Here is a 25,777-nt window from a genome sequence, read left to right as displayed (position 1 = left end):
TGCCAACCTCATCTCGAAAATGAAAACGCCCGGCTCATCGCCGGGCGCTCTCGTTGATGTGGACCCGTTGATGTGGACCGATGTCCCGCATCACTGCGCGGGCTGGGCGCCCTTCAGCTTCTCGGCGCCGAGCTTCTCCAGCCCGGCCTTGGTCTGCTGCTCGCGCGCGGCGGCCTCGCTCTGGAGCTGCGTCTGGCGGGCCTTGACCTGTTCCTGGATCTTCTTCAGCTGCTCGTCGAACACCTTGGGATCGGTCTGCGGGCCGTCATAGGTCTTGGCAAAGTCGCCCAGCCCGATCGGGTAGGAAATCAGCCGGCCGACCTGGTTCGCCACCTGCAGGGTGAGGCCCGGGGCCTTCTTCATGCGGTTGATGAAATCCTGGTCGATCTGAAGGTCGCCACGGCACATGCGCTCGTCGCACATGATGAAGGTGCCCATGATCGGCTGCTCGTTGGCGAGCGCGACCCGGAAGCCGTTGCGCAGCAGCAGGCCGGTCGGGAACGAGACGGTGAACGCCTTGCGCTGATCGTCCTTCACTTCGAAGATGCCGAAGCGGACGAGGAACTGCCCGGTATCGGTGATGATGGTCTGCTCATAGTTGCAGACTTCCTTCTTGATCGAAGGCTCCTGCTCGCAGCGCTTCACCCACGGAACCGGAATGGCGGGAATCTGCTGGGCCTGCGGCTGACCGGCGGGGGCAGCCTGGCCGGCCGGCGCGGCCTGCGCCGCCGGAGCGGCGGGCTTGGCGGGAGCCGGCTTCTGGGCCTGCTGGGCCTGAGCCGCGCCGGCGGCGACGGCCAACGCGAGGAAGGCGCCGACGGCATGGCGCGCAAGGCGCGGCGCGGAGAACGTGCGTGTGATCATATCAAGTTCCTGTCGTGCGGACCGCAGCGAGGACGAATGAGGAAGACGCCTCGGCGCCATCTCCGGGACAAGCGCTGTCTCCCGTCCAAATACGGCGAGACAGTGACCCGCCGGCAGATCCGGCCCTCTCTGTTCAAGCCGTACACGATTGGCTAAGCACGAGTCGAATCTATGACCGGAGGAGCGCTAGCGTGACCGATATCGCCCGTCGCGCCTTCCTGCGCAACGGTCTTGTTGCGGGAGCGGGCCTGCTTGTCGGCACGAGGCGACCGCCTGTCGCCCACGCTGCGACCGGCGGCGTGCCGAGCCATGGCCTCGCCATGCACGGCGAACCACTCCATCCCGCTGACTTCACGAACTTTTTTGGCGTGAACCCACAGGCGCCGCAGGGCGGGCGCCTCACCCAGGGCGTTGTCGGCGCCTTCGACAGCCTCAACCCGTTCATCGTGCGCGGCAACGCCCCGCCCTTTGTGCGTTGGAACATCGTCGAGAGCCTGATGGCGCGCTCGCCGGACGAGGCGTTCACCGTCTATGGCCTGATCGCCCGCACCATCGAGACCGACGATGCGCGCTCTTATGTCGCCTTCGGGATCGACCCCAGCGCGCGCTTCTCGGACGGCGCGCCGGTCACCGCGCGCGACGTCCTGTTCTCCTTCGAGCTGCTGAAAGCCAAGGGGCGCCCCAATCACCGCGCCTTCTACAGCAAGGTCGCGCGGGCCGGCTCTGACGGGCCGCTCCATGTGCGCTTCGACTTCGCCGAGGTCGATCGCGAGTTGCCGCTCATTCTCTCGCTGATGCCGGTGCTGGCCGAGCACGCCACCGACGCGACGCGCTTCGAGGAGACCAGCTTCACCGCGCCGCTCGGCAGCGGACCCTATCGCGTCGGCGGGGTGCGGCCGGGCGAGACCGTGATGCTGGAGCGCACCAGCGCCTATTGGGGGCGCGACCTGCCGGTCAATCGCGGCAACTATAATTTCGATCAGCTTCGCTACGATTTCTATCGCGACGTGAACGGCCAGTTCGAGGCGTTCAAGCGCGGGCTCTACGACATCCGATTCGAGACCGACCCCGGCCGCTGGAAGACCGGCTACGACTTCCCCGCCGTGCGCGATGGCCGCATCGTGCGGGAGGAGGTTGGAAACGGCCGGCCCAAGCCCTATTCCGCGCTGATCTTCAACATGCGCCGCCCTCTGTTCACAGATGCCCGGGTCCGCGAGGCGATGGTGGAGCTGTTCGATTTCGAATGGGCGAATGCCAATCTCTATTTCGGCCTCTACCGGCGAAACGGCTCGTTCTATGACGATTCCGAGCTTTCCGCCCTCGGTCGGCCTGCCGGCGCGCGCGAGCGGGACCTGCTCGCCCCCTACCCCGACGCGGTGCTGCCGCACGTGATGGACGGCACCTGGCGTCCCCCGGTCTCCGACGGCACCGGCCGCGACCGGGCACGGCTCAAGCGCGCTTTGGAGCTGTTCGCCGCCGCCGGCTGGGAACTGAAAGCCGGCGCACTGGTCTCAGCGGCGAACGGCCGCCCTTTCGCGCCGGAGCTTCTGGTCGGCACCAAGGATCAGGAACGCTTGGCACTGGCCTATCAATCCATGCTGCGCCGCGCCGGCATCTCACTCAACATACGGCTCGTCGACAATGTGCAGTTCGAGGCGCGCAAGCAGAATTACGATTACGACATGGTGCCCTATATCTGGGACCAGTCGCTCTCTCCGGGAAATGAGCAGGCGTTCTATTTCGGCTCGCAGGCGGCGGATACGCCCGGCACGCGCAATTTCATGGGGCTCAGGAGCCCGGTGGCGGATGCGATGATCGCCGCGCTGCTCGCCGCGCGGGAGCGCGCGGATTTCATTGACGCCGTACGCGCGCTGGACCGGGTGCTGATGTCGGCGCGCTTCTCGCTGCCGCTGTTCTACACCCCGACGCAATGGATCGCGCGCTGGACGCAGATCGAACGGCCGGAGCGCGTCGCCCTCGCCGGCACGCTGGCAGAGAGCTGGTGGCGCCGGTCGGGGAGCTAGGGTTTGCGCCGGTGTCGAGAGACCACATCGCCGTGAATTCGTCAGGGCCGCGGCCATGAAGTGCTGGACATGGCGGGCGGAAACGTCTCCTTAGGGGATGTCCGGGCGCCCGGCCGGCCCTCTCGGGGTTGTCGGCGCCTGTCACAGGTTTCGGAGTAGCGCCCATGAGTGACCGCGCCGCGCATTTCGCCGCGCTTATCCTGTCCGGCCTTCTGGCCCTGCCGGCGGCGCCGGCACTGGCGCAGAATTCGGCGATCACGATCCATCCCAATTCCGTGCCGAATGGCGACGAGAATGTGGAGATCAACATCCCGCCGATCAACAACCCGAACTATCTGGACCCCGGCCCGGCCCCGTTCGTGCCCGGCGCCAGCAAGTCCGAGGACTATATGCAGCAGGCCGGCGGCGACAGCCTGGGCGGCGTAGGCGTTGGCATCGGCGGCGACGTGGATGCCGACCTGCTGCCCGACAGCGACAGCGCCTATAACCTGCCGCCATGAGCCCTGAGAAGCAGGGCGGCGCTCGCTAGCGCCGCCAGCCCTTCGGACCGGACGGGCGGGCGCCCGGCGGCTTGGGGGGCGAGGGACGGAATCCGCTGGGCCGAAACGCACCGCCGGACTTCTTGGCCGGCACCGCCGGGGCGGGCGCGGGCCGGGGTGGCGACGCCACTTTGTTGAACACGCTTTGATCGGCCGGGAGCGTGCCCTTCAACCCGGCGAGCTTCGCCAGATCCTTCAACAGCGCCACCGTGCCCTTCAGCCGCGCTTCGGCGTCCGGCCAGTCCTCCGAGATCACGAGTTTCAGGTCCGGGCGCACCTTGGCCACCACGTTCGGTAGGCCGATCCACCCCACCAGCCCCGCCGTGTTCGGGAACTGATTGTCGCGGAAGGTGATCACCGCACCGCGCGGGCCGGCGTCCACCTTCTCGACATTGGCGCGCCGGCACAGCGCCTTGATGGCGACCAGCTTGAGCAGTTGCTCGACCTCTTCAGGCAGCGTTCCGAAACGGTCTACCAGCTCGGCGCCGATCTGGCCGATATCCTCGTCGGTCTCCATCTCGGCGAGACGGCGATAGAGCGTGAGGCGGACATGCAGGTCCGCCACATAGTCCTCGGGGATCAGCACCGGCATGCCGATGGAGATCTGAGGCGACCATTTGTCGGCGACCGGGGCGGTGATGCCGGCCTTGAGGTTGGCGATCGCCTCCTCCAGCATCTCCTGATACAGCTCGTAGCCGACCTCCTTGATGTGGCCGGACTGTTCGTCGCCTAGCAGATTGCCGGCGCCGCGAATGTCGAGGTCGTGGCTGGCAAGCTGGAAGCCGGCCCCGAGCGAATCCAGTGATTGCAGCACCTTCAGCCGCCGCTCCGCCTGCGCCGTCACCTGCTTTTCCGCCGGCAGGGTGAAGATGGCATAAGCGCGGGTCTTGGAACGGCCGACGCGCCCGCGCAGCTGGTAGAGCTGGGCGAGGCCGAACATGTCGGCACGGTGGATGATCAGCGTGTTCGCGGTCGGGATGTCGAGGCCGGATTCCACGATGGTGGTCGACAGCAGCACGTCGAACTGCCCGTCATAGAAGGCGGACATGATCTCTTCGAGCTGCGTCGGCGCCATCTGTCCGTGGGCGACGGTGACACGCACCTCCGGCACCGACTTGTCGAGGAAGTCTTTGACCTCGGCGAGGTCCTCGATGCGCGGGCAGACATAGAAACTCTGACCGCCGCGGTAACGCTCGCGCAGCAGCGCCTCGCGCACGATGAGCGGATCGAACGGCGTCACGAAGGTGCGCACCGCGAGGCGATCCACTGGCGGGCTCGCGATCAGCGACAGCTCGCGCACGCCGGTCATGGCGAGCTGGAGCGTGCGCGGGATCGGCGTCGCGGTAAGGGTCAGCACGTGGACATCGGCGCGGAGCTGCTTGAGGCGCTCCTTATGGCCGACGCCGAAATGCTGCTCCTCGTCCACGATGACGATGCCAAGGTCCTTGAACGACACCTGCTTGCCGAGCACGGCGTGGGTGCCGACCACGATATCGACCGTACCGTCGGCCAGCCCCTTGCGGGTCTCGCTCATCTCCTTGCCGGAGACGAGACGCGAAAGCTGGCGCACCTCGACCGGAAGGCCCTTGAAGCGCTCGGAAAACGTCTTGAAGTGCTGGCGGGCCAACAGCGTCGTCGGCACCACCACCGCCACCTGCTTGCCGTTCAGCGCCACCGCGAAGGCCGCTCTCAGGGCGACTTCGGTCTTGCCGAAGCCGACATCGCCGCAGACGAGGCGGTCCATCGGGTGACCGGAGCCGAGATCGTCGAACACCGCCTCGATCGCGGCCTCCTGGTCCTCGGTCTCCTCATAGGGGAAGCGCGCGCGGAATTCGTCGTACAGTCCCGCCGCTGGCACGAGGCGCGGCGCCTCGTGGAGCTGGCGCTGCGCGGCGATCTTGATCAGCTCGGCCGCCATCTCGCGGATGCGGCTCTTCATCCGCGCCTTGCGCGCCTGCCAGCCGCCGCCGCCCAGCCGGTCGAGCTGCGCCTCGGTGTCTTCGGAGCCGTAGCGCGACAGCAGTTCGAGGTTCTCCACCGGCAGGAACAGCTTGGAGCCTTCCGCATAGTGGATTTCGAGGCAGTCGTGCGGCGCGCCCATCGCCTCGATGGTCTTCAGCCCGATGAAACGGCCGATGCCGTGGTCGACATGCACCACAAGGTCGCCGGCGGTGAGCGAGGTCAGCTCGGCAATCACGTCCTGCGGCCGGCGCGCCTTGCGCTTGGGGCGCACGAGGCGGTCGCCGAGAATGTCCTGCTCGCCGATCACGACGAGGCCGTCGGTCTCGAACCCGCTCTCGATGCCGAGCACGGCGAGGCCGATGGTGCCCTTGGGCAGCGTGTCGGCGGCGTCGCGCGTGCCCACCGTCTGCGTGCCCTTGAGGCCGTGATCGGCGAGCACGGTGGCGAGGCGGTCGCGCGAACCGTCCGACCACGCGGCGAGAATGGTGCGCTTCTTCTTGGCGACCTCGCGCAGGTACTCCACCGCCACGTCGAACAGCGACGCCTCGGGATCGGCCCGCTCGGGGGCGAAGGAGCGCGCCGGGCGGCCGTCGAGGTCGAGCACCGTCTTCGATTCCGGCAGCGCGAAAGGCGACAGCGCGACATTGGAAGCCGCCGCGAGCCGCGCCTCCCATTCCGCGCTTGTGAGGTACAGCGCGTCGGGCGGCAGCGGCTTGTAGGGCGAGGACTGCCCGCCCTGCTCCAGCGCCTCGCGCCGTGCCTCGTAATAATCCGCGATCTGCTCCAGCCGTTCCTTGGCGGCGTCGGTGGTCTGCGCCTCCATCAGGATTGGTGCGCCGGGCGCGTAGTCGAACAGCGTGTCGAGCCCGTCATTGAACAGCGGCAGCCAGTGCTCCATGCCGGGATAGCGCCGGCCCTCGCTCACGGCCTCGTACAGCAGGTCGCCGCGCTGGGCGGCGCCGAATTGCGCGACATAGGCCATGCGGAAGCGGCGCATGGTCTCGGTGGTGAGCTGCAATTCGCTCATCGGCACGAGGTCCAGCGCGCGCATCTGCGTAGCGGTGCGCTGGGTCTCGGGATCGAAGGAGCGGATCGATTCCAGCGTGTCGCCGAAGAAGTCGAGCCGCACCGGCGCCGGCAGTCCCGGCGGAAACAGGTCGACGATGCCACCGCGCACGGCATATTCGCCGGTGTCGCGCACGGTCGGCGTGCGCAGGAAGCCGTTCACCTCGCCCCAGCCGACGATCTCGTCCAGCGAGAGCGCATTGCCCGGCGCGGCGGAAAAGGACTGGGTCGCGATCAGGGCGCGCGAGGGCACGCGCTGGAGCGCGGCGTTGACCGTGGTCAGCACGATCGAGCCGCCCTCGCGGCCCTTCACCCGCGCGAGACGGGCGAGCGTGGTCATGCGGCGGGCGACGATGGCGCCGTTGGGCGAGGCGCGGTCATAGGGCAGGCAGTCCCAGGCAGGCAGCGCCAGCACCTCCACGCCGGGGGCGAAGAAGTCGAGCGCCCGCTCCAGCTCCGCCATGCGCTCGGTGTCGCGGCAGACCACGATCAGCGTCGGCCATGGCGCCTTGTCCTGCGCCGCGAGGGTACGGGCGAGGTCGGCGATCACCAGACCCTGCATGCCGGGCGGCACGTTGGCGAGGGTCAGCGTCTTGCCGGGCGCCAGCAGCGCGCCCAGCCGGGAAAGCGAGATCGTCATATTTCGGGAACGCCCTCGCCGGACAGGTGGAACAGCCGGAAACGGTGGAAGATGGGAGTATCGAACGCGGGATCGGGCACGCCGGTATTGATCCAGCCGAACAGGTCGGGGTCCTCGACCTCGATCAGCTTCTCGAAATCGGCGACATCCTCTTCGGAAAGCTCGGAAATCAGCGCGTCCGCGAAGCGGCCCATCAACAGGTCCATCTCCCGCGTCCCGCGATGCCAGGAGCGATAGAGGATGCGGCGGCGGCGGGGGTCAAGGCCCGCGCTCGAACGTGTCGTTCCGGTCATGAGAGGACCTCGTGGATCGCCCTATAGCGAAGGAAGCGGCTTTTAGCGCGACATGGGCGCCCTGTCATGCCTTGCGGGGGAATGCGTGCTGCGCGGATTGCGCAGGCGACACGCTTCGTCCACCTTGCCCCGCACCATGGCAACCGGCTCCCTGCGTCCCGACATCCTCAACCCGTATTTCGCATCGATCGAGAGCCTTCCCGGCATCGGTCCCAAGCTCGCGCGCCCGTTCAACCGGCTGCTCGGCCGTCCCGAGGGCGCGCGGGTGCTGGACATCCTGCTGCACCTGCCCTCCTCCACCATCGACCGCCGCGCCCGTCCGACCATTGCCGAAGCGCTGCCCGACACGGTGGTGACGCTCAAGCTCCATGTCGACCGCCATGTACCGACCCCGCGCGGCGCCCGCACCCCGCACCGTGTCTTCGCCCATGACGAAAGCGGCGATATCACCCTCGCCTGGTTCAGTGCCGATGGCGGGTGGATCGAGCGTCTGATGCCCGTCGGCGAGACCCGCTATGTCTCCGGCACCCTGACGCTCTATGACGGCGCCGCGCAGATGGTTCATCCGGACCGGGTGGTCGATGAGGCTGGCCTCGCCAAGCTGCCGGCAATCGAGCCGATCTATCCCTTGGTGGAAGGTATCGGTCAGGGCCATGTCCGCCGCGCGGTCGAAGCCGCGCTGGCGCGGGCGCCGGAACTGCCAGAATGGCGCGCCGATGCCGCCGGTCTGCCAGGCTTCCATGCCGCGCTCGCGCGCATCCACCATCCGCGCGAGCCGATCGACGCCAGCCCCGCCGGTTCGGGCTGGCGACGGCTGGCCTATGACGAATTGCTGGCGAGCCAGCTCACCCTCGCTCTGGTGCGCGCCCGCACCGTTCATCTGGCAGGCCGGCCGAGCGTCGGCGATGGCCGGCTGTCGCGGCGGATCGAGGAGGCGCTGCCCTTCGCCCTCACCTCCTCGCAGGTCGAGGCGCTCAAGGCGATCCGATCCGACATCGCCTCGCCCCACCGGATGCTGCGGCTGCTTCAGGGCGATGTCGGCTCCGGCAAGACCGTGGTCGCGCTTCTGGCGAGCGCCACCGTGATCGAGGCCGGGCGGCAGGCCGCGCTGATGGCACCGACCGAAATCCTCGCGCGCCAGCACATGAAGACGGTCGAGAAGATCGCCGCCGCCGCCGGCCTGCGCGTCGCGCTGCTGACCGGGCGCGAGAAGGGTCGCGCGCGGGAGATGGTGCTTGCCGCCCTCAAGGCGGGTGAGATCGACCTGATCATCGGCACCCATGCCCTGTTTCAGGAGGGCGTGGAGTTCCATGACCTCGCCCTCGCCCTCGTCGACGAGCAGCACCGCTTCGGCGTGCACCAGCGCCTCGCCCTCGCCGCCAAGGGTGAGGCGGTGGACGTGCTGGTGATGACCGCGACCCCGATCCCGCGCACGCTGGTGCTCACCTATTTCGGCGACATGGATTCCAGCGAGCTGCGCGAGAAGCCGGCCGGGCGCAAACCGATCGACACCCGCACCATTCCCTCCGACCGGCTCGACGAGGTGGTCCAGCGCCTTGCCCATGCGCTGGCAGAGGGGCGGCGTGCCTACTGGATCTGCCCGCTGGTCGAGGAATCGGAAAGTTCGGACCTCGCCGCCGCCGAGGCGCGCTTCGAGGAACTGCGCCACTGGTTCGGCGACAAGGTGGGGCTGATCCATGGCAAGATGAAGGGCGCGCAGAAGGACGCCGCCATGGCCGCCTTCGCCGCCGGCGAGACCCAGCTTCTCGTCGCGACCACCGTGGTCGAGGTCGGCATGGACGTGCCGGAGGCCACCATCATCGTGATCGAGCATGCCGAGCGCTTCGGCCTCGCCCAGCTGCACCAGTTGCGCGGGCGCGTGGGGCGCGGCTCGGAGGCCTCGATCTGCCTGCTGGTCTATCGCCGCCCGCTTGGCGAGATCGCGCGCGAACGCCTGCAGGCGCTGCGCAGCTCCGAGGACGGGTTCTTCCTCGCCGAACAAGACCTCAAGCTGCGCGGCGAAGGCGATGTTCTCGGCACGCGTCAGAGCGGCTTTCCCGGCTTTCGCCTCGCGCGGCTCGATGTCCATGGCGACCTTCTGGAGCGCGCCCGCGCCGAGGCCCTAGATATCGTTCAGAATGATTCCGACCTGATCGGGGAACGTGGAGCGGCCCTGCGGACTTTGCTACATATCTTCGAGCGAGACATCGCCGTGAAGCTCCTGAGCGCCGGCTGATTATTGCGTCACGACGATGGAACGACTTTACCCTGCGATGGTAATGAACCCGACGGACGATAAACCCCGCCGCATTTCTTACGCTACGTCACCCCTGCGCTGGATGATGTTCGCGCTTGGCTGGCTGTGCGTCGGCATCGGCGTTGCCGGCATCATCCTGCCCGGACTGCCGGGCACCGTCTTCCTCATCCTCGCCGCCTGGCTGTTCTCACGCTCCTCCCCGCGCTTCGAGGCCTGGCTGCTTGCCCATCCCCGGCTGGGGCCTTCCGTGGTGCGCTGGCGCGAGCGGGGCGCGGTGCCGCGCTGGGCGCAGCTCGTCGCGACGGGAAGCATGGCCCTCAGCTTCGGTCTGATGGTTTATACCGGGGTGCCGCCTGCCGGGCTGATCCCCGCAGGGCTGGTGATGCTGGCCTGCGCCGCCTATCTGCTCACCCGGCCGCCCGCGTGATGGACAAGCCGGTCGGCCTCATCCTCGCGGGCGGGCTGTCGCGCCGCATGGGCGGCGGCGACAAGGCACTCCGGCCACTGGGAGCGGGCACGGTGCTCGGCGCGGTGGTGGCGCGCGTCGCGCCTCAGGTGAGTGGGCTCGTGCTGAACGCCAATGGCGATGCCGCGCGCTTCGGGCTCGCGCTCACCGTCGTTCCCGATACGCTGCCCGACGCGCCCGGCCCGCTTGCCGGCCTGCTCGCCGGGCTCGACCACGCCGCGCGCCACCGGCCGGAGGTCCGGTATCTGCTCACGGTGCCGGCCGACTGCCCGTTCCTGCCGGACGACCTCGCGGCACGGCTGCTTCAGGCCTGCGTTGCCCATGGTAGCACCGCCGCCATCGCCGCCTCGGGCGGGCGGAGCCATCCGGTGGTCGGCCTGTGGGAGGTCACGCTGCGCGAGCGGCTGCGCACCGCTCTGGTGGACGAGGCCGAGCACCGCGTCGGCCGCTTCGCCGCCGCGGTCGGCGCTGTCACGGTGGAATGGCCGGCGGCGCCCGCAGACCCGTTCTTCAACGTCAACACCCCCGAGGACCTGGCGCAGGCGGAGCGGATGCTGGCGGACGGTGCGGGCTAGTCGTTGATTTCACGCATTTTCTTCACGCGAACCGGAATCCGCTTCGCTCGAAAATGCCCTAATCACCCGCCTGCCGCCACTCGATGGCGGTTACCGGCGCGGCATGCGCCTCGACCAGATCGGCGATGGCGGCGATATCGTTGAGGTCGATCACCGGCAGCGGCGCGTCCGGCAGCGCGGCATCCGAGGCGATGGCGATGATGTGGGCGTCCTCAGGATAGAGCAACGGCTTGCCGACCTCGGCACGGTGAATCTCGATCTTGGGGTGATGGTCGCGCTTGAAGCCTTCCACCAGCACCAGATCGACATGGGACAGATGCGCCAGCAGCTCCGGCAGCTCCGGCTCCGGTGCGCCGCGCAGCTCGTGCATCAGCGCCCAGCGATTGGCGGAGGAAATCAGCACTTCGGTCGCGCCCGCGAGGCGATGGGTGTGGGAATCCTTGCCCGGCTTGTCGACATCGAAATTGTGGTGGGCGTGCTTGACGGTCGACACCCGCAAACCGCGCGCCACCAGCGCGGGGATGAGCTGCGCCAGCAGGGTGGTCTTGCCCACCCCGCTCCAGCCGGCAAAGCCGATGAGCCTCATAGCCGCGTCTCCTTCGAGGATGGATGGCGTGACCGGCACATCGGATGGCGGGGCGGCCCTGTCAAGCCGCCGCCCGCCATCGCCCGATCGGGCTTCCAACTTGTCCCGATCCGGCTTTTGCTTGCGCGAGCGGCGCGGCCGGGCCTATTGCGACCGCAGGAGCCCCGGCCATGAACCAAGATCCGCCATGAACCAAGATCCGCCATGAACGACGACCCGCCGCAAAATCCGCCGACCGACGAGGCACAGACGCTCGACCTCCGGGGCCTGAAATGCCCGCTCCCGGCGCTGCTGACCCGCCGCGCGCTGGAGCGCGCCGCGCCGGGCCTTCGCCTCACCGTGGAATGTACCGACCCGATGGCGGTGATCGACATTCCCCACATGGTGCGCGAGACCGGCAACACGCTGGTCGGCCAGGAACGCCTGGACGACCGGCTGGTGTTTCATATCCGCAAGATGTGAGGCCACCAGTACCCGCTACAGCAGGAAATAATCCTTCAGCAGCGTCACCTGGGAGAGGTGGATGGAAAAATCCGCGCCGCCATCGCCGTTGACATCAGCGAGCACGAAGGAGCCTGAACTATTCTTATAGTAGCGCAGCTCACCCGCATGGTGGGTGAAATTCTGTGTGCCGATGAAGTTGAACGCCTGATCGCCCCCCAGATTCACATTGGCGTCGATCCCGGTGAGATCGATGCGATCCCCACCCGCGCCGTCGAAGCCGGCGATGGTATCTCGACCCGCGAGGCCCACCGTTGAATCCGCGATGGAGCGGAAGATGAACGTGTCCTTGCCGGCCTCACCGAACAGCTTGTCCGCGCCGATCCCACCGAACATCCGGTCGTCGCCCGCTCCACCGTAAAGCCGGTCATCGCCGGCGCCTCCATTGAGCGTGTCGTTACCGCCCCCACCCGACAGGCTATTCGCGGCGCCGTTGCCCAGCAGGAAATTATCGAGGTGGTTGCCCCAACCATTGATGGCGGCGGTTCCGGTGAGCGTGAGGTTCTCGACAAAATTGGCGAGCACGTAGCTGATTGAGGACTGGACCACGTCCAGGCCTTCACCACGCAGTTCGATCACCCGGTCGCCGGTATTGTCGACCACGTAGACGTCGTTGTCGGCACCGCCATACATCGTATCGGCACCGCCGCCGCCGTTCAATATGTCGTCGCCGTCGAACGCCTTGAGCGTATTGGCCGCACTGTTGCCGACCAGCTTGTTGCTGAAGTCGGTTCCCCAACCACTAATCCGCGCCGCACCGGTCAGGACGAGCGTTTCAACATTATCGGGCAGGGCGTAGCTTACCGAGGAGCGTATGGCGTCGACGCCTTGGCCCCATTGCTCGACCACGCGATCGCCGAGGTTGTCGACGATGTAGGTGTCATTGCCGGTGCCGCCCTCCATGGTGTCGGCGCCGGCGCGCCCGTCCAGAATGTCGTTGCCCCCGAACGCCTTGAGAATGTTGGCGCCGTTGTTGCCATACATCTTGTTGTTGAGATGGGTGCCCCAGCCGACCAGATTCGCCGAGCCGGTCAGGATGAGATTCTCGACATAGGCCGACAGGGCGTGGCTGACGGACGCGCGTACCGTATCGACGCCCTCGCTCAGATTTTCGTTCACCCGATCACCGGCGTTGTCGACGATGAAGGTGTCGTTGCCGAGGCCGCCATCCATCCGGTCGGCGCCGGCGCCGCCGTCGATCCAGTCGTTGCCGGCTTCGCCGCTCATGAAGTCGTTGCCGGCGTCGCCATAGAGCTGGTCATCACCACCGCCGCCCCATATCAGATCGTCGCCATTGCCGCCGAAGACGAGGTCAGCGCTGTCGAAGAATCGGGCCTCTTCGACGATTTGCGACGATGTCACGCTGGTGTTGGCAGGATCGCTGGCCGTTACCCGAACCGTGACAATGTCATCGGCGCCGATCGTGAGACCGTGCAGCACCGTGCTGAACGAAAAGCGCAGCCCCAGTGGGGTCGCGGTGAGCTGGTTGCCCGTGAGCGTGGTTGTAAGCGTGCCGTTGACGAACAGCTCGACAGAACGCACGTCCGACTTGCTGATGCCAGGATCGATCAATACGCTTGAGAGGTCGGAGGGATCGAGGACGATGTCGACCGAATTGTTGGACAGCCCATCATCGACCAGATCGAGATCACGCTCGACCGCGTAACGGCCGACGCCGAATGATTTCACCGTCGCTGCGATGCCATTCTTCGAGATCAGGCTGCTCACTTCGTCGGTGATGGTGCCGCCTTCATTATTGCCGCCGTCCGAAAGGAAGAAGACGAGGTTCTGGCCTTCCGTCGTACGATTGAAAAAGTTGATGGTCTGCTGCAGTCCCGCCTCGAAATCGGTTCCCCCGAGCTCATCCAGCGAGCGCAGGCTTTCGACGACGTTGCTCACACCATTGCCGTTGCTGTCATAGGCAGCGTTACCGGAATAATCGATCAAGGCATTCGATTCGAAAGGGATGACGGCAATGTTCAGATTCTCGGCGCCGATCTGAGCCGTGATCCCGGCGAGCAGCGCCTCGAAGGCGGCGATCTCGGCGTCGAGAATGGTGTTGAATACCCCGTCGCCATTGCGATCGCCGATGGTCACGTCGCCCGAAAAGGTGTCGGCCGTGCTGCCCGATACGTCGATCACGAAGGCGATGTTGAATTGGGTGCTGGTGATGGGCGTACGCGAAACGAAGCCGGTCACGGGCACGGCGGAACTGCTGGAAGCGTCCGGCAACGTCAGACTGACGGAAAGCTGCTCCCCGGTCGAGGGAATGGTTGTCGTTGCACTGGTTGTGACGAGGCCACTGCCGACATCGCCATGGAGTTCGTCGTTTCCATCGCCTCCGAAGAGCTTATCCTTTCCGTAGCCACCTAACAGCCGGTCATTGCCGCCGGCACCGGAGAGCACGTCGTCACCGCCGAGGCCGCGCAGCGTGTTCGCGAGGGCATTGCCCGTGAGCGTGTCGGCATGAGCCGAACCTGCGAGGTTTTCGATCGAGGAATAGACGTCGCCGCGGGCATCGTTCGTGTTGATCCCCGGCGAGGTAAGGCTTGCGCGCACGCCGGCACGGGCGTTCTCGTACGACGCGGTGTCATTGCCGGAACCGCCGACAAGCGTGTCAGCGCCGCCACCTCCAATCAGCGTATCGTTTCCACTCGCGCCGGTCAGCGTGTTGGCATTTCCATTGCCGGTCAATCGGTCATCGAAGCGCGAACCGGACAGATTCTCGATCGACGAAAGGAGATCAATGCCGGCACCAACCGTGTCCTGCCAGCCGGCGATATCCAGCGAGACGGAAACGCCCGCGGTTGCCGAGCCGTAACTGGCGGTGTCGAAGCCGGCTTCCCCCGCCAGCACGTCGTCGCCTGGACCGCCATCCAGCGTGTCGTTGCCGACACCGCCATACAAGCGATCGTCGCCGCCGCGGCCATAGAGCGTATCATTACCGCCGACGCCCTTGAGGAGATTGGCGGCGTTGTTTCCATAGATTGTATTGGCATAGCCGTTGCCAACACCGAAGATCGGCGCGCCTCCAATCAGTTCGAGATCGGAATATTGGCTCGGCAGAGCCGACACCGACACCGAGCTGGAATATATCGACGCCACATTGGCAACCTGAGACACCTCGGCCGACGTCATTGCGGTTGCGAGATGGGCCGAGATGTTGCTTGTCAGGGCGGTGGCGATCGAGGTCAGCTGAGACAGATCATGGCTCTGCGCCATGAAATGCACGAAGGCCTTGGTTTCTCCCGGCCTGAGCGTGACGTTGAAGCTGTAGGTCAGGTTGTCTCCACTCAGGCTGACGTTGGAAGGCCTGAGCGCGGCACCATTGATGCTGAAGAGATGCAGCACCGCCGGATCACCGCCGCCGCTCGTTGCATCATCCGTCACAATCCAGTTGTCGCCCGTCGAGAACGTCGTATCGCCCGAGGAGGTCGACAGGATGCGGGTCGAACCATCGCTGCCGAGATTGGTCGACAGGGTGAGCGTGCGAGTAATGGTCGACGATGTGGTGTTGGTCAGGAATTCGGTGAACCGGGCATAGGCAGCTCCGCTGCTCGGAACATAGCCTTTGCGCACGACGGCGACGTCGAGGATCGGCGTATAGCCGGGGACGACATGCTCGCGATCGCCATTCTCAAGATACGAAATATGGGGGCTGAACGACTGGCTGCGGACGCCGTCGCCAATGGTCAGATTGGCGGCCCCATCAAAGGCATCGGAAGTGCCGTTCGAAACCGTACCGTAATTCGTGAAGTCCCAGAGAAAACCTCGTGTGTCGATCAGCGATGCGGTCATATGTCCAATCCAACGTATGTTGATGATAAGTTTTGACGGCGCGACTTCTTTCTATTATTTGCCTTCTCACCTCTCCCGGAACGCCTTGTTGAAGTAATCCGCGAGCGGGCGGACGAGGTAGTTCAGGGGGGAGCGTTCGCTGGTCTGGATGAAGGTCTCGACCGGCATGCCGGGAATGACGTGGCGATCGCCGAGCACCTGGAGCTGTCCGGGATCCGGCTTGATCTCGACCCGGTAGAACGACGCGCCGGTGCGCTGGTCGGCGAGTACATCGGCGGCGACCTGGGTGACGTGGCCGAAAATATCCGGCGTCGAGCGATGATCGAAGGCCGAGAAGCGGATCTGCGCCACCTGCCCGACCTGCACCTGATCGATCTGCGTCGGCGCGATCTGGGTGGCGATCACCAGCTCGCTCCGCTGGGGGATGATGTAGAGCAGCGGGTCGGCCGGGCGGATCACCGAGCGCAGCGCGTGCACCTGCAAGCCCAGCACCACGCCCGGCACCGGCGCGGTCACGTCCATACGGTTCAGCACTTCGAGCTTGGCGGCGCGGTTGACCCGCAGTTCCGCGATCTTGGTCTCGATCTCGCGCAACGTCGTGGTCGCCTCCTCGCGCACCGTGGAGTGCACGTTGAGGATCGCGAGCTCGATCTCGGCGATCTTGCTGGCATTCTCCGCGATGCTGGCGCGGGCCTGGCTGATCGTGCCGTGGATCTCCGCCTCTTCGCGTTGAAGCGCGAGCACGCGGCTGGCGATGGTCAACCCCTGGTCGAGCAGCTGGTTCTGCACCGCCAGCTCCTGGCGTATCAGCTTGAGCTGGGTGTCGAGCGCCTCGATCCGGCTGGTCAGCCCCTCGGTCTGCCGGCCGATCTGGGTCTTGCGCTCCTGAAGCTGGCTGACCTGCTTGTCACGGGTTTCCGCGCGCGTGGTCATAAGCCGGGTCTGGCTGGCCATGATCCCGGCCGCCTCGGAGCTGGACGCCGCCGCGGCAACCAGATCGGGGTCGAAGACGATGCTATCGGCGCCGTCCTGTTCCGCCCTCAGCCGTCCGGCCGTGCCGAGAAGGCTGTAGAGCTGGCCCTCGATCACCGAGAGCTCGGAGCGGTCGAACGTGTCGTCGAGCCGCATCAGCACGGCGCCGGCCTCCACCGCATCGCCCTCCTTGACGAGGATGGTCCCGACCACGCCGCCGGTCGGATGCTGCACCACCTGCCGGTTGGTCGCCACCTCGACGATGCCAGGGGCGATCACAGCACCATGGATCCGGGTAAACGCCGCCCAGGCGCCGACACCGCCGACGAGGACGAACAGGGTGAGAAAGCCGATCAGGGCAAGGCCGCCGCTTTTCCACCGGGTGTCCATCGCCTCCCCCTAGCGCTGGCCGGCGGACATGCCGCCCGGAACGATCTGGGCGTGGTTGGCCAGACGCTCGCGCAATACCTGGTCGCGGGGCCCGAACGCGGTGCGCTGGCCATTTTCCAGCACGAGCAGCAGGTCGCATTCCTCGATGGCCGCCGGCCGGTGGGCCGTGACGATCACCGACTTTCCCGCCGCCTTGAGCTGCCGGATGGCAAGGTTGAGCGCCATGTAGCCCTCGGCGTCGAGGCTGGAGTTCGGCTCGTCGAGCACCACGAGCGCGGGATCCCCGTAAAGCGCGCGTGCCAGCGCCACCCGCTGCTTCTGGCCACCCGAGAGCCGCTCGCCGACACCGGTGAGCCGGGTGTCGTAGCCCTCCGGCAGGCGCAGGATCATGTCATGCGCCCCCGCCCGCTTGGCCGCCTCCACCACCTTGGCCGCATCCGGCACCTCGGCCATACGGGCGATGTTCTCCGCCACCGTCCCCGGAAACAGCACCACATCCTGCGGAAGATAGCCGACATGTTCGGCAAGGCCGTCGGGGCCGTACTGGTCCAGCGCGGCGCCGTCGAGGCGGACATGGCCGCCGACGGGCGCCCAGATCCCGGCGAGCACGCGCGCCAGCGTCGACTTGCCCGACGCGCTCGGCCCGATGATGCCGAGCGCCTGCCCGGGCTGCAACTCGAAGCTCAGCAGCCGCAGGCTGGCCGTCTTGCTGCCCGGCGGCACGACCGTGACCTGCTGCACCTCCAGCAGGCCGCGCGGCCTGGGCAGAGCGGTGCGGCCCTGCTCTTGGGGAACGCGCGCGAGCAGGGCCGACAGCGACCGCCAGCCCTGCGCCGCGCGCTGGATCACCGGCCAATAACCGATCGCGCCTTCGATCGGCGCCAGTGCGCGGCCGATGATGATCGAACTTGCGATCATGGCGCCCGCGGTGATTTCGTTGCCAAGCACCAGCCAGGCGCCGAGCGCGAGAATCGCCGATTGCAGGAACACCCGGAAGGTCTTCGAGGTGATGGAATAAAGGCCGTTGCTGTCCGAGTAGCGGATGTTGGCCTCCAGCGCCCGGCCGCGAAGCGCCTGCCAGCGTTGGCCCGCCGCGCCGCGCATGCCGAGCCCGCGTACCGTGTCGCTTTCGCGCTGCAACGTGTGGGCGTACTCGTCGCATTGTTGCGCGGCGGCGGTGGCGTGGGACTGATCGGCCTTTGTGCCGCTCTGGTTGAGCCAGGTCAGCAGAACCAGAATGATCCCGCCGACAACGCCCAGAAGCCCCATCAGCGGGTGAAATACATAGATGACGAAGAGAAAAAACGGCGTCCACGGCACATCGAACACGATGAACACCGCCGGCGAAGCCAGCATCTTCTGGATGGCTTCGAGATCGCGCGCGGCGGAAGATGCGCCGACGCCCTGCGCTTCCAGCATGGTCCGGTTGATCTGGGCCTGGAACACGCGCCCGTCGAACCGCTCCTGAAACCGCGCGCCGATGCGCGCGGCGAGGCGGCCGCGAATATGGTCGAGCAGCCCCATGGCGAAGTAGAGCCCGACCACCAGGCCGACGAGCACCACCAGCGTCGCTTCCGAACGCGACGGCAGGACCCGGTCGTAGACCTGCAGCATGAAGAGCGGGCCGGTCAGGACCAGAAGATTGACGAAGACGCTGAAGACGCCGATCGCCAGAAAGCCGGCCATGTCCGCGCGGAGGGCGGACGCCAGCTCGTCAACGCCTGATCGGGCCGGTGCGGGCATGAGTTCGATCTAGAAAACGGGGAACATGCTACCGATATCACACCATTCTCAAACAATTGTCGACGCTTCTTCTCGGCACAACCTCTGTTCAACGTGAGAACATCAGTACAATGTTGGTCACGTGGCGCATTTTGTAGCCGTCGCAAGGATGTAAGGGTGACTTGCGACACTTTACTGTTGAGATGGGGCGTCTGATCCGCCTCTTTTTGCGCTGCTCCGATAATCCGCCGCCCCTGTGCGGAGGCGGAGCTTTGCAGAAAAGCGGGTGATATTCGGATGGCATGGCCACGACCATCGGGTCGCGGCGATGCGCCGGAAAAGGGCATGGCCCCATGCGGTGATAGGCAGCCGGACAGCTGGGCGACTGTCCCAGACGGACCGCAGGCTCCTCAGCCGGCCGAGGCGACGAAGTCCGGGTTCTCGAACAGCAGAAACCCGTCATTGGTCTTGATCTCGCCCCAGGGCGTCTGGTTGACGCTGTTGCGTGGAAACACCAGCACTTCGCGCCAGCCATGGTCTCGGAAGGTCGCGAGCAGAGCGTCGTGGCTGCTGTCGGGATGATGCGTGCCGATCATGATCGACTTTACCGAGGCCTTGAGCGCGTCCATGGCGGCCGGCAGGGAATCATATTCAGCGCCTTGAATGTCGACGTGGAGGAAGTCGAGCGGGCCGGAGAACCGCGCCAGCACTTCCGGGACGCTCCAGCCGCGCACCTCGATGGTGTCGGTCGCCAGCGCCGTGCCGCGCAGCGACGCACCGTAATCGATGTCCGGGTCGACGACGGCGGGAAAGCTCAGCATGCCGGGACGCGAACTCACCGCGCCATGGACGATGCTGTGCTCAACCGGATCGATGTCATTGTCGAGAAAGTGCTGGATGATCCAGGAATGGTGGGCGGGATCGGCCTCGATCGCCAGCAGCTCCAGCCCGGTGATCTGGGGTCTCTGACGGCTGGCCAGCGCCGCGCGGACCAGCCAGGGCGCCCATCCGGCGCCGAGTTCCGCCATGCGAAACACGCCATCGGCGCGCGCGACTGCCGTGAGCAGGCCGATCCAGTCGAAATAGTGCTCATCGACCGGTGGAGCGGTCGGATGCACCACGCGTTCGGCGTTGCCGCCATGCGGAGCCCAGGCTCGCTTGAAGGAAAGCCGGGTTGCCGAGCCGATGAAGTCGTACAGGTGTTCGCCGGAGGCAACGGATGCGACGCTTGCAAACGAACTGAATATAGGATGATGGGCCAACGTCTCGAATCCAGCTTAGTTCTTTATTCTCTGAATAGAGAACGGTTTCCACTTCGGGTCTAGGGCATGGCGCCCCGGGTATCGAGCCGCGCGCACGGCCCGTCGCGTCCGCCTCGACCCACGCCGAACCGCGACACGCCGAACGTTGAAGGAATTCGCCGGAGAGGTAAAGGGAAAGTGGTGAGCCCGTCGGGATTCGAACCCGAGACCCCATGATTAAAAGTCACGTGCTCTACCGGCTGAGCTACGGGCTCCCACGGGAACGGGGCTTAAGGGTTTAGCAGCCAGAACGCAAGACGAAGACCCACTCACGTGGCGGCAAACCCCAGCTGTCCACGCCCGGCCCTCGCCTCCGCCATTGCATCGCTGCAAACATGCTCTGTCGATCATACCGCTTTCGATGCGCGGCCGGGGCGACTAGCTTGGTGTCCAGGAATTCGACGGCTCGCCCGACGGCGCGCCGGATACCATGTGAGGAGTTGGTTCAAATGGCCAAGGTTCTGGTTCTCTATTATTCGACCTACGGACACCTTGAGACGATGGCCGAGGCCGTCGCCGAGGGCGCGCGCGAGGCGGGTGCCGAGGTGGTGGTGAAGCGCGTGCCGGAGACGGTGCCGACCGAAATCGCCCAGCAGAATCACTTCAAGCTCGACCAGAAGGCGCCGGTCGCCACTGTCGACGAGCTGAAGGACTATGACGCCATCATCTTCGGCGCGCCGACCCGCTTCGGCACGGTCGCCTCGCAGATGCGCGCCTTTATCGACCAGACCGGTGGCCTCTGGTTCACCGGCGGCCTTGTCGGCAAGGTCGGCTCGGTGTTCACCTCCTCGGCCACCCAGCATGGCGGCCAGGAATCCACCATTCTCGGCTTCATGCCCACCCTGCTGCATCACGGCATGGTCGTGGTCGGCCTGCCCTACGCCTTCCAGGGCCAGATGGGTGTCGACGAAATCAAGGGCGGCTCGCCCTACGGCGCGTCCACCATCGCCGATGGCGACGGCTCGCGTCAGCCTTCCAAGGTGGAACTGGATGGCGCCCGCTTCCAGGGCAAGCATGTCGCCACCATCGCCGGCAAGCTGCACGGCTGATAGCCGGCATCGCCGGACACACGAACGGCCGGACCTTCGCGGGTCCGGCCGTTCTGGTTTGGGCACGCCTGCTGTCTGCCCGCAAGGGTCAGCGCGCCGGAATATCCCCGCGCGCCCAGCCTTCCTTGACCTCGGCCTTGTGCGCCTCGAAGCGCCCTTCCGCGATGGCGGCGCGGATGCCGGCCATCAGCGTCTGGTAATAGGCGAGGTTCACCCAGGTCAGCAGCATCGAGCCCAGCATCTCGTCGCAGCGGATGAGGTGGTGCAGATAGGCGCGCGAATAGTCCCGCGCCGCCGGGCAGTCGCTCGCCTCGTCGAGCGGGCGCGGATCATTGGCGTGGCGTGCGTTCTTCAGATTGATCTTGCCGAAGCGGGTGAAGGCCAGCGCGTGACGCCCGGCGCGGGTCGGCATCACGCAGTCGAACATATCGACGCCGCGCCCCACCGCCTCGATGATGTCGTCCGGCGTGCCGACGCCCATGAGGTAGCGCGGCTTGTCCTGCGGCAGGATGGCGTTGACCACCTCGATCATGCCGAGCATCACCGCCTGCGGCTCGCCGACCGCCAGCCCGCCGATGGAGTAGCCGGGAAAACCGATATCGACGAGCCCGCGCGCGGATTCCTCGCGCAGCTCCGGCACGTCGCCGCCCTGCACGATGCCGAACAGCGCGCGGCCCGGCGGCTGCGCCTCGAACGCCTTCTTCGAGCGCTCCGCCCAGCGCAGCGACAGGCGCAGCGCACGGGCCACTTCTTCCGGCGCGGCCGGCAGGCGCACGCATTCGTCGAGCTGCATCTGGATGTCGGAGCCGAGCAGGCCCTGGATCTCCACCGAGCGCTCCGGCGACATCTCGTGATAGGCGCCGTCAATATGCGAGCGGAAGGTCACGCCCTTCTCGTTCAGCTTGCGCAGGGCCGCCAGCGACATCACCTGGAACCCACCGGAATCGGTGAGGATCGGGTACGGCCAACGCATGAACTTATGCAGGCCGCCCAGCTCCGCGATCCGCTCGGCGGAGGGGCGCAGCATCAGATGATAAGTGTTGCCCAGCACGATATCGGCGCCGAGTTCGCGCACCTGCTCGGGATACATGCCCTTCACCGTCGCGGCGGTGCCGACCGGCATGAAGGCGGGCGTGCGGATGATACCGCGCGGGGTGACCACCTCGCCGAGGCGCGCGGCCCCGTCGGTGGCCTTGAGATGATAGGCAAAAGGCTGGGTCATGAGCGAGGTTCTGGCAGCAAAAGACTGGCGTCGCCATAGGAATAGAAGCGATAGCCGTCGGCGATGGCATGGGCGTAGGCGCGCTTCTGCACGTCATGGCCGATGAAGGCGGCAATCAGCATAACCAGCGTCGAGCGCGGCAGGTGGAAATTGGTCATCATCCCGTCGATGAAGCGGAAGCGGTAGCCGGGCGTGATGAAGATGTCGGTATCGCCGCGCCATTCGTGCAAGGCGCCGTCCTCGCGCGCCGCGCTTTCCAGCAGGCGCGTCGCCGTGGTGCCGACCGTAACCACCCGCCCGCCGCGCGCCTTCACCGCGTTCAGCGCCCGGGCGGTGGCGGCGGACACCTCGCCCCATTCCGCGTGCATGCGATGGCCCTCGGTGTCGTCGACCTTCACGGGCAGGAAGGTGCCGGCGCCAACATGGAGCGTGACGCGGTGGGTCTCGACCCCGCGCGCGGCCAGCCGCTCGATCAGCTCGGGCGTGAAGTGCAGGCCGGCGGTCGGCGCGGCGACCGAGCCCTCATAGTGCGCGAACATGGTCTGATAGTCGGCGCGGTCCCGCGCGTCATCCTCGCGCTTGGCCGCGATATAGGGCGGCAGCGGGATATGGCCGAGCGTGGCGATCGCGGCGTCCAGCGCCGCGCCGGACAGATCGAAGCGCAGCGTGACCTCACCGCCCTCGCCTTTCGCCTCGATGCGGGCAGCGAGCGGATGGCCCGCGCGGGAAAAATCGATGGTGTCACCGACCGCCAGCCGCTTGCCCGGCCGCGCCAGCGCAAGCCACGTGTCGCCCGACACCCGCTTGTGCAGCATCGCTTCCACCCGCACGCCCTCGCCCTGCGAGGTATCGCGCCGGCGGACGCCGTCGAGCCGGGCCGGAACAACGCGGGTGTCGTTCACCACCAGCGCGTCGCCGGGGTTGAGCAACTCCGGCAGGTCGCGGACGTGACGGTCCTCAAGCTCGGGTTTCCCCCCCGACCGCACCACCAGCAGGCGCGCGGCGTCGCGCGGCGAGACCGGGCGCAGCGCGATCCGCTCGGGCGGCAGCTCGAAATCGAACAGGTCGACACGCATTCACGTCATCCGTCATCCGCCGCGCCCTTCGCGGGCCGGGGGCCGTTCTCAAAAAACGATCCCGGAGCGCGCTCGTCGCGCGTCCGGGATCGGGTCTCAACGATGAGACGATGCTCAGGCGGCCGAGACGCTCGCCTTGACGATCATGTCCGGGTTGCGCACCGGCTCGCCGCGCTTCACCTTGTCGACATTCTCCATGCCTTCGACCACTTCGCCCCACACGGTGTACTGGCCGTCGAGGAAGGAGGCATCGCCGAAGCAGATGAAGAACTGGCTGTCGCCGGAATCGGGGTGCTGGGCGCGCGCCATGGAGGCCGTGCCGCGCACATGGCGGCCCTTGTTGAACTCGGCCTTCAGCTTCTTGCCCGAGCCGCCGGTGCCGTTGCCGTGCTGGCCGTCGCCGGTCTGGGCCATGAAGCCCTCGATCACGCGGTGGAACGGCACGTTGTCATAGAAGCCCTCGGTCGCCAGCTCGGCGATGCGCGCGACATGGTTCGGGGCGAGGTCGGGGCGGAACTTGATCTTGACGGGACCCTGCGTGGTTTCGAGCAGCAGGAAGTTGGCGGTTTCGGCCATGGTTTTTCTCCTTGGAAAACGTCAGCTACGCGAAGGAACGCCGCTCACTTGTCGGCGGCGACCTTCATGGAAACGATCTTGTCGGGGTTCGCCACCGGCTCGCCGCGCTTGATCTTGTCGATGTTCTCCATGCCCGACACCACCTGACCGACCACGGTATACTGGCCGTTCAGGAACGAGCAGTCCTGGAAGCAGATGAAGAACTGGGAATTGGCGCTGTTCGGGCTGGAGGCGCGGGCCATGCCCACCGTGCCGCGGGTGTGCGGCAGGCTGGAGAACTCCGCCGGCAGGTCCGGGTAGCGCGAGCCGCCCGTGCCGTTGCCATACTGGCCGTCGCCGGTCTGGGCCATGAAGCCCTCGATGACGCGGTGGAACGGCACGTTGTTGTAAAAGCCCTCGCGCGAGAGCGTCTTGATGCGCTCGGCATGCTTGGGCGCCACGTCGGGGCGCAGCACGATCACGACGGGACCCTTGGTGGTCTCCATCAGGATCGTGTTCTGCGGATCGGCGTTCGCCGGGATCTTGGGGGCCTGCGCGCTCGCCGGCACGGCGAAGGCGAGGCTGACGGCAAGGGCGGCGAAGAGGCTGCGGACCATGGGTGAACTCCGTTGAGGAACGCGGACCGGGAGGCCGTGTCAGGCGGGGGCGCGGCCGAACCGCGCCTTCAGCCGGTCCAGCACGGCGGGCGGCACGAAGGCCGAGACATCGCCGCCCATCTGGGCGATCTGCCTGACAAGGGTGGCGGTGATAGGGCGGGCAATCGGCGAGGCCGGCAGAAAAACCGTCTGCACCTCGGGGCGCAGCACGGCGTTCATGCCCGCCATCTGCATCTCATAGTCAAGATCGGTGCCGTCGCGCAGGCCGCGGATCAGCAGCGTCGCGCCGTGATCGCGGGCGGCGTCGACGACGAGATTGTCGAAGGTCAGGCATTCCAGCGCCGCGCCCTCGGCGGCGGCGATCGGCGCGAACACCTCGCGCAGCATCTCCAGCCGCTCGGCCGCGCTGAACAGCGGCGTCTTGCCGGGATGGATGCCGACGCCGACGATGAGCTTTCCCGCCAGCCGCGCCGCGGCGCGGGCGACCTCGACATGGCCGTTTGTCGGCGGGTCGAAGGAGCCGGGGTAGAAGGCGATGGCGTCGGCGCTCATGCGGTGTGTCCGTGGCGTCGTTTGCGTGGGCGGTCTCGGCTTCGGCGATGTTCAGCATGCGCGCGACGGCTCGGGGCCGGCGGGCGCGCGCAAGGGTTAGCCGCGCAAGCGTCGGCGCGCAAGCCGTGCGCCGCTCAGCGATGGCGGTCGGCGATCCATTTGGTGACGTTCGGCGGCTGATACGCGCGCAGTCGCTCGATCAGCGCGCCCGGCTCCTCCGCCACCAGCAGCATGTCGCGATGGGCGGGCTTCATGAAGGCTTCGTCGACCACATGGTCGAGAAAGCCCAGCAGCTGGTCGTAATAGCCCTCGACATTATAGAGCGCGCAGGGCTTGGCATGGCCGCCGAGCTGCGCCCAGGTCCACACCTCGAACAGCTCCTCCAGCGTGCCGACGCCGCCCGGTAGCGCGACGAACGCATCCGACAATTCGGCCATCAGCGCCTTGCGCTGGTGCATGGACTGCACGATCCGCAGGTCGCTCAGGCCGGGATGGGCGACTTCCTTGTCCACCAGCCGCTGCGGGATGATGCCGATCACCTCGCCGCCCGCCGACAGCGCGGCATCGGCGACCGCGCCCATCAGCCCGACCGAGGCGCCGCCATAGACAAGGCCGAGCCCCTGCCGGGCGAGCGCCGTGCCGAGCGCGGTTGCCGCCGCGCGATAGGCCGGCCGGTTGCCGCTGTTGGAGCCGAGAAACACGCAGACACGACGCATCGTGGATTCGGACATCGGATCTTCCGTCAATCGCT

General features: G+C 66.7%; 20 protein-coding genes, 1 tRNA gene and 1 pseudogene. 7 read left to right on the top strand and 15 right to left on the bottom strand.

Annotated features, from left to right (window positions below):
- Window positions 1-90 precede the first annotated feature (90 nt).
- On the bottom strand, window positions 91-864 hold the full coding sequence (locus tag VRZ77_RS03185) for an invasion associated locus B family protein (RefSeq protein ID WP_414591259.1): 774 nt from the start codon (window positions 862-864) through the stop codon (window positions 91-93).
- A 320-nt stretch (window positions 865-1,184) separates the two neighbouring features.
- Between VRZ77_RS03185 and VRZ77_RS03180 the strand changes: the two genes are divergently transcribed.
- Both VRZ77_RS03180 and VRZ77_RS03175 read left to right on the top strand, forming a co-directional pair.
- Window positions 1,185-2,888, top strand: a complete 1,704-nt coding sequence (locus tag VRZ77_RS03180) for an extracellular solute-binding protein (RefSeq protein ID WP_414591284.1) — start codon at window positions 1,185-1,187, stop codon at window positions 2,886-2,888.
- Window positions 2,889-3,052: 164 nt separating this feature from the next.
- Window positions 3,053-3,388 carry a hypothetical protein gene (locus tag VRZ77_RS03175; RefSeq protein WP_414591258.1) on the top strand — a complete coding sequence of 112 codons (336 nt, stop codon included), beginning with the start codon at window positions 3,053-3,055 and terminating at the stop codon, window positions 3,386-3,388.
- 214 nt (window positions 3,389-3,602) lie between these two features.
- Here the strand turns inward: VRZ77_RS03175 and mfd are convergent.
- Window positions 3,603-7,094, bottom strand: a pseudogene (mfd, locus tag VRZ77_RS03170) (transcription-repair coupling factor); the annotation flags it as partial.
- Window positions 7,091-7,387 (bottom strand): succinate dehydrogenase assembly factor 2, encoded by a 297-nt coding sequence (locus VRZ77_RS03165; protein ID WP_414591257.1) that lies wholly within the window; start codon window positions 7,385-7,387, stop codon window positions 7,091-7,093. The gene VRZ77_RS03165 and the pseudogene mfd, both read right to left, overlap by 4 nt.
- 151 nt (window positions 7,388-7,538) lie before the next feature.
- Here VRZ77_RS03165 and recG point away from each other — a divergent pair, with 151 nt between their 5' ends.
- The 3 genes from recG to mobA all read left to right on the top strand — a co-directional run bounded on the left by recG (window position 7,539) and on the right by mobA (window position 10,685).
- On the top strand, window positions 7,539-9,623 hold the full coding sequence (recG, locus tag VRZ77_RS03160) for an ATP-dependent DNA helicase RecG (RefSeq protein WP_414591283.1): 2,085 nt from the start codon (window positions 7,539-7,541) through the stop codon (window positions 9,621-9,623).
- 103 nt (window positions 9,624-9,726) lie between these two features.
- Window positions 9,727-10,071, top strand: a complete 345-nt coding sequence (locus tag VRZ77_RS03155; protein WP_414591256.1) for a YbaN family protein — start codon at window positions 9,727-9,729, stop codon at window positions 10,069-10,071.
- Complete coding sequence (gene mobA, locus VRZ77_RS03150) at window positions 10,071-10,685, top strand: molybdenum cofactor guanylyltransferase MobA (RefSeq protein ID WP_414591282.1); 615 nt, start codon at window positions 10,071-10,073, stop codon at window positions 10,683-10,685. The genes VRZ77_RS03155 and mobA overlap by 1 nt, the downstream gene beginning before the upstream one ends.
- A 58-nt stretch (window positions 10,686-10,743) precedes the next feature.
- Here the strand turns inward: mobA and mobB are convergent, their stop codons facing one another.
- Window positions 10,744-11,271: a molybdopterin-guanine dinucleotide biosynthesis protein B gene (gene mobB, locus VRZ77_RS03145; protein ID WP_414591255.1), complete on the bottom strand. Its 528-nt coding sequence runs from the start codon at window positions 11,269-11,271 to the stop codon at window positions 10,744-10,746.
- A gap of 204 nt (window positions 11,272-11,475) precedes the next feature.
- Between mobB and VRZ77_RS03140 the strand changes: the two genes are divergently transcribed.
- Window positions 11,476-11,733 carry a sulfurtransferase TusA family protein gene (locus VRZ77_RS03140; protein WP_414591254.1) on the top strand — a complete coding sequence of 86 codons (258 nt, stop codon included), beginning with the start codon at window positions 11,476-11,478 and terminating at the stop codon, window positions 11,731-11,733.
- 15 nt (window positions 11,734-11,748) lie between these two features.
- Here the strand turns inward: VRZ77_RS03140 and VRZ77_RS03135 are convergent, their stop codons facing one another.
- The 5 genes from VRZ77_RS03135 to VRZ77_RS03115 form a co-directional block, all read right to left on the bottom strand.
- Window positions 11,749-15,570, bottom strand: a complete 3,822-nt coding sequence (locus tag VRZ77_RS03135) for a VWA domain-containing protein (RefSeq protein ID WP_414591253.1) — start codon at window positions 15,568-15,570, stop codon at window positions 11,749-11,751.
- 66 nt (window positions 15,571-15,636) lie between these two features.
- The gene (locus VRZ77_RS03130; RefSeq protein ID WP_414591252.1) at window positions 15,637-16,932 is read right to left on the bottom strand and encodes an HlyD family type I secretion periplasmic adaptor subunit; all 1,296 of its coding nucleotides are present in this window, start codon (window positions 16,930-16,932) and stop codon (window positions 15,637-15,639) included.
- Window positions 16,933-16,941: 9 nt separating this feature from the next.
- Entirely contained in the window at window positions 16,942-18,618 is a 1,677-nt protein-coding gene (locus VRZ77_RS03125; protein WP_414591251.1) for a type I secretion system permease/ATPase, read from the bottom strand.
- A 446-nt stretch (window positions 18,619-19,064) separates the two neighbouring features.
- Window positions 19,065-19,772, bottom strand: coding sequence for an FkbM family methyltransferase (locus tag VRZ77_RS03120; protein ID WP_414591250.1), 708 nt, complete (start codon window positions 19,770-19,772; stop codon window positions 19,065-19,067).
- 322 nt (window positions 19,773-20,094) lie between these two features.
- A tRNA-Lys gene (locus VRZ77_RS03115) sits at window positions 20,095-20,170 on the bottom strand.
- A gap of 234 nt (window positions 20,171-20,404) precedes the next feature.
- Between VRZ77_RS03115 and wrbA the strand changes: the two genes are divergently transcribed.
- Window positions 20,405-21,004, top strand: a complete 600-nt coding sequence (gene wrbA, locus VRZ77_RS03110; protein ID WP_414591249.1) for an NAD(P)H:quinone oxidoreductase — start codon at window positions 20,405-20,407, stop codon at window positions 21,002-21,004.
- 88 nt (window positions 21,005-21,092) lie between these two features.
- On the opposite strand, the gene tgt is transcribed toward wrbA, so the two are convergent.
- The 6 genes from tgt to VRZ77_RS03080 form a co-directional block, all read right to left on the bottom strand.
- Complete coding sequence (gene tgt / locus VRZ77_RS03105) at window positions 21,093-22,226, bottom strand: tRNA guanosine(34) transglycosylase Tgt (RefSeq protein ID WP_414591248.1); 1,134 nt, start codon at window positions 22,224-22,226, stop codon at window positions 21,093-21,095.
- Window positions 22,223-23,302, bottom strand: coding sequence for a tRNA preQ1(34) S-adenosylmethionine ribosyltransferase-isomerase QueA (queA, locus tag VRZ77_RS03100; protein WP_414591247.1), 1,080 nt, complete (start codon window positions 23,300-23,302; stop codon window positions 22,223-22,225). Before queA ends, tgt begins: the two co-directional genes overlap by 4 nt.
- A 114-nt stretch (window positions 23,303-23,416) precedes the next feature.
- The gene (locus VRZ77_RS03095) at window positions 23,417-23,878 is read right to left on the bottom strand and encodes a peptidylprolyl isomerase (protein WP_414591246.1); all 462 of its coding nucleotides are present in this window, start codon (window positions 23,876-23,878) and stop codon (window positions 23,417-23,419) included.
- 44 nt (window positions 23,879-23,922) lie between these two features.
- Window positions 23,923-24,474, bottom strand: coding sequence for a peptidylprolyl isomerase (locus VRZ77_RS03090; protein WP_414591245.1), 552 nt, complete (start codon window positions 24,472-24,474; stop codon window positions 23,923-23,925).
- Window positions 24,475-24,513: 39 nt separating this feature from the next.
- Window positions 24,514-25,026, bottom strand: coding sequence for a pantetheine-phosphate adenylyltransferase (coaD, locus tag VRZ77_RS03085; protein WP_414591244.1), 513 nt, complete (start codon window positions 25,024-25,026; stop codon window positions 24,514-24,516).
- A 134-nt stretch (window positions 25,027-25,160) separates the two neighbouring features.
- Window positions 25,161-25,742, bottom strand: a complete 582-nt coding sequence (locus VRZ77_RS03080) for a TIGR00730 family Rossman fold protein (protein WP_414591281.1) — start codon at window positions 25,740-25,742, stop codon at window positions 25,161-25,163.
- Between the last annotated feature and the right edge of the window lie 35 nt (window positions 25,743-25,777).

The sequence above is a fragment of the Ancylobacter sp. G4_0304 genome (assembly GCF_047501495.1).
Taxonomy (GTDB): domain Bacteria; phylum Pseudomonadota; class Alphaproteobacteria; order Rhizobiales; family Xanthobacteraceae; genus Ancylobacter.
This window is presented reverse-complemented; position numbering and strand designations above follow the sequence as displayed.

What these genes read in the sequence shown, in the direction of transcription:
- VRZ77_RS03185 (WP_414591259.1), bottom strand. Translation starts at nt 864, where the DNA reads ATGATCACACGCACGTTCTCCGCGCCGCGCCTTGCGCGCCATGCCGTC.
- VRZ77_RS03180 (WP_414591284.1), top strand. Translation starts at nt 1,185, where the DNA reads ATGCACGGCGAACCACTCCATCCCGCTGACTTCACGAACTTTTTTGGC.
- VRZ77_RS03175 (WP_414591258.1), top strand. Translation starts at nt 3,053, where the DNA reads ATGAGTGACCGCGCCGCGCATTTCGCCGCGCTTATCCTGTCCGGCCTT.
- VRZ77_RS03165 (WP_414591257.1), bottom strand. Translation starts at nt 7,387, where the DNA reads ATGACCGGAACGACACGTTCGAGCGCGGGCCTTGACCCCCGCCGCCGC.
- VRZ77_RS03155 (WP_414591256.1), top strand. Translation starts at nt 9,727, where the DNA reads ATGATGTTCGCGCTTGGCTGGCTGTGCGTCGGCATCGGCGTTGCCGGC.
- mobA (WP_414591282.1), top strand. Translation starts at nt 10,071, where the DNA reads ATGGACAAGCCGGTCGGCCTCATCCTCGCGGGCGGGCTGTCGCGCCGC.
- mobB (WP_414591255.1), bottom strand. Translation starts at nt 11,271, where the DNA reads ATGAGGCTCATCGGCTTTGCCGGCTGGAGCGGGGTGGGCAAGACCACC.
- VRZ77_RS03140 (WP_414591254.1), top strand. Translation starts at nt 11,476, where the DNA reads ATGAACGACGACCCGCCGCAAAATCCGCCGACCGACGAGGCACAGACG.
- VRZ77_RS03135 (WP_414591253.1), bottom strand. Translation starts at nt 15,570, where the DNA reads ATGACCGCATCGCTGATCGACACACGAGGTTTTCTCTGGGACTTCACG.
- VRZ77_RS03130 (WP_414591252.1), bottom strand. Translation starts at nt 16,932, where the DNA reads ATGGACACCCGGTGGAAAAGCGGCGGCCTTGCCCTGATCGGCTTTCTC.
- VRZ77_RS03125 (WP_414591251.1), bottom strand. Translation starts at nt 18,618, where the DNA reads ATGGCCGGCTTTCTGGCGATCGGCGTCTTCAGCGTCTTCGTCAATCTT.
- wrbA (WP_414591249.1), top strand. Translation starts at nt 20,405, where the DNA reads ATGGCCAAGGTTCTGGTTCTCTATTATTCGACCTACGGACACCTTGAG.
- tgt (WP_414591248.1), bottom strand. Translation starts at nt 22,226, where the DNA reads ATGACCCAGCCTTTTGCCTATCATCTCAAGGCCACCGACGGGGCCGCG.
- queA (WP_414591247.1), bottom strand. Translation starts at nt 23,302, where the DNA reads ATGCGTGTCGACCTGTTCGATTTCGAGCTGCCGCCCGAGCGGATCGCG.
- VRZ77_RS03095 (WP_414591246.1), bottom strand. Translation starts at nt 23,878, where the DNA reads ATGGCCGAAACCGCCAACTTCCTGCTGCTCGAAACCACGCAGGGTCCC.
- VRZ77_RS03090 (WP_414591245.1), bottom strand. Translation starts at nt 24,474, where the DNA reads ATGGTCCGCAGCCTCTTCGCCGCCCTTGCCGTCAGCCTCGCCTTCGCC.
- coaD (WP_414591244.1), bottom strand. Translation starts at nt 25,026, where the DNA reads ATGAGCGCCGACGCCATCGCCTTCTACCCCGGCTCCTTCGACCCGCCG.
- VRZ77_RS03080 (WP_414591281.1), bottom strand. Translation starts at nt 25,742, where the DNA reads ATGCGTCGTGTCTGCGTGTTTCTCGGCTCCAACAGCGGCAACCGGCCG.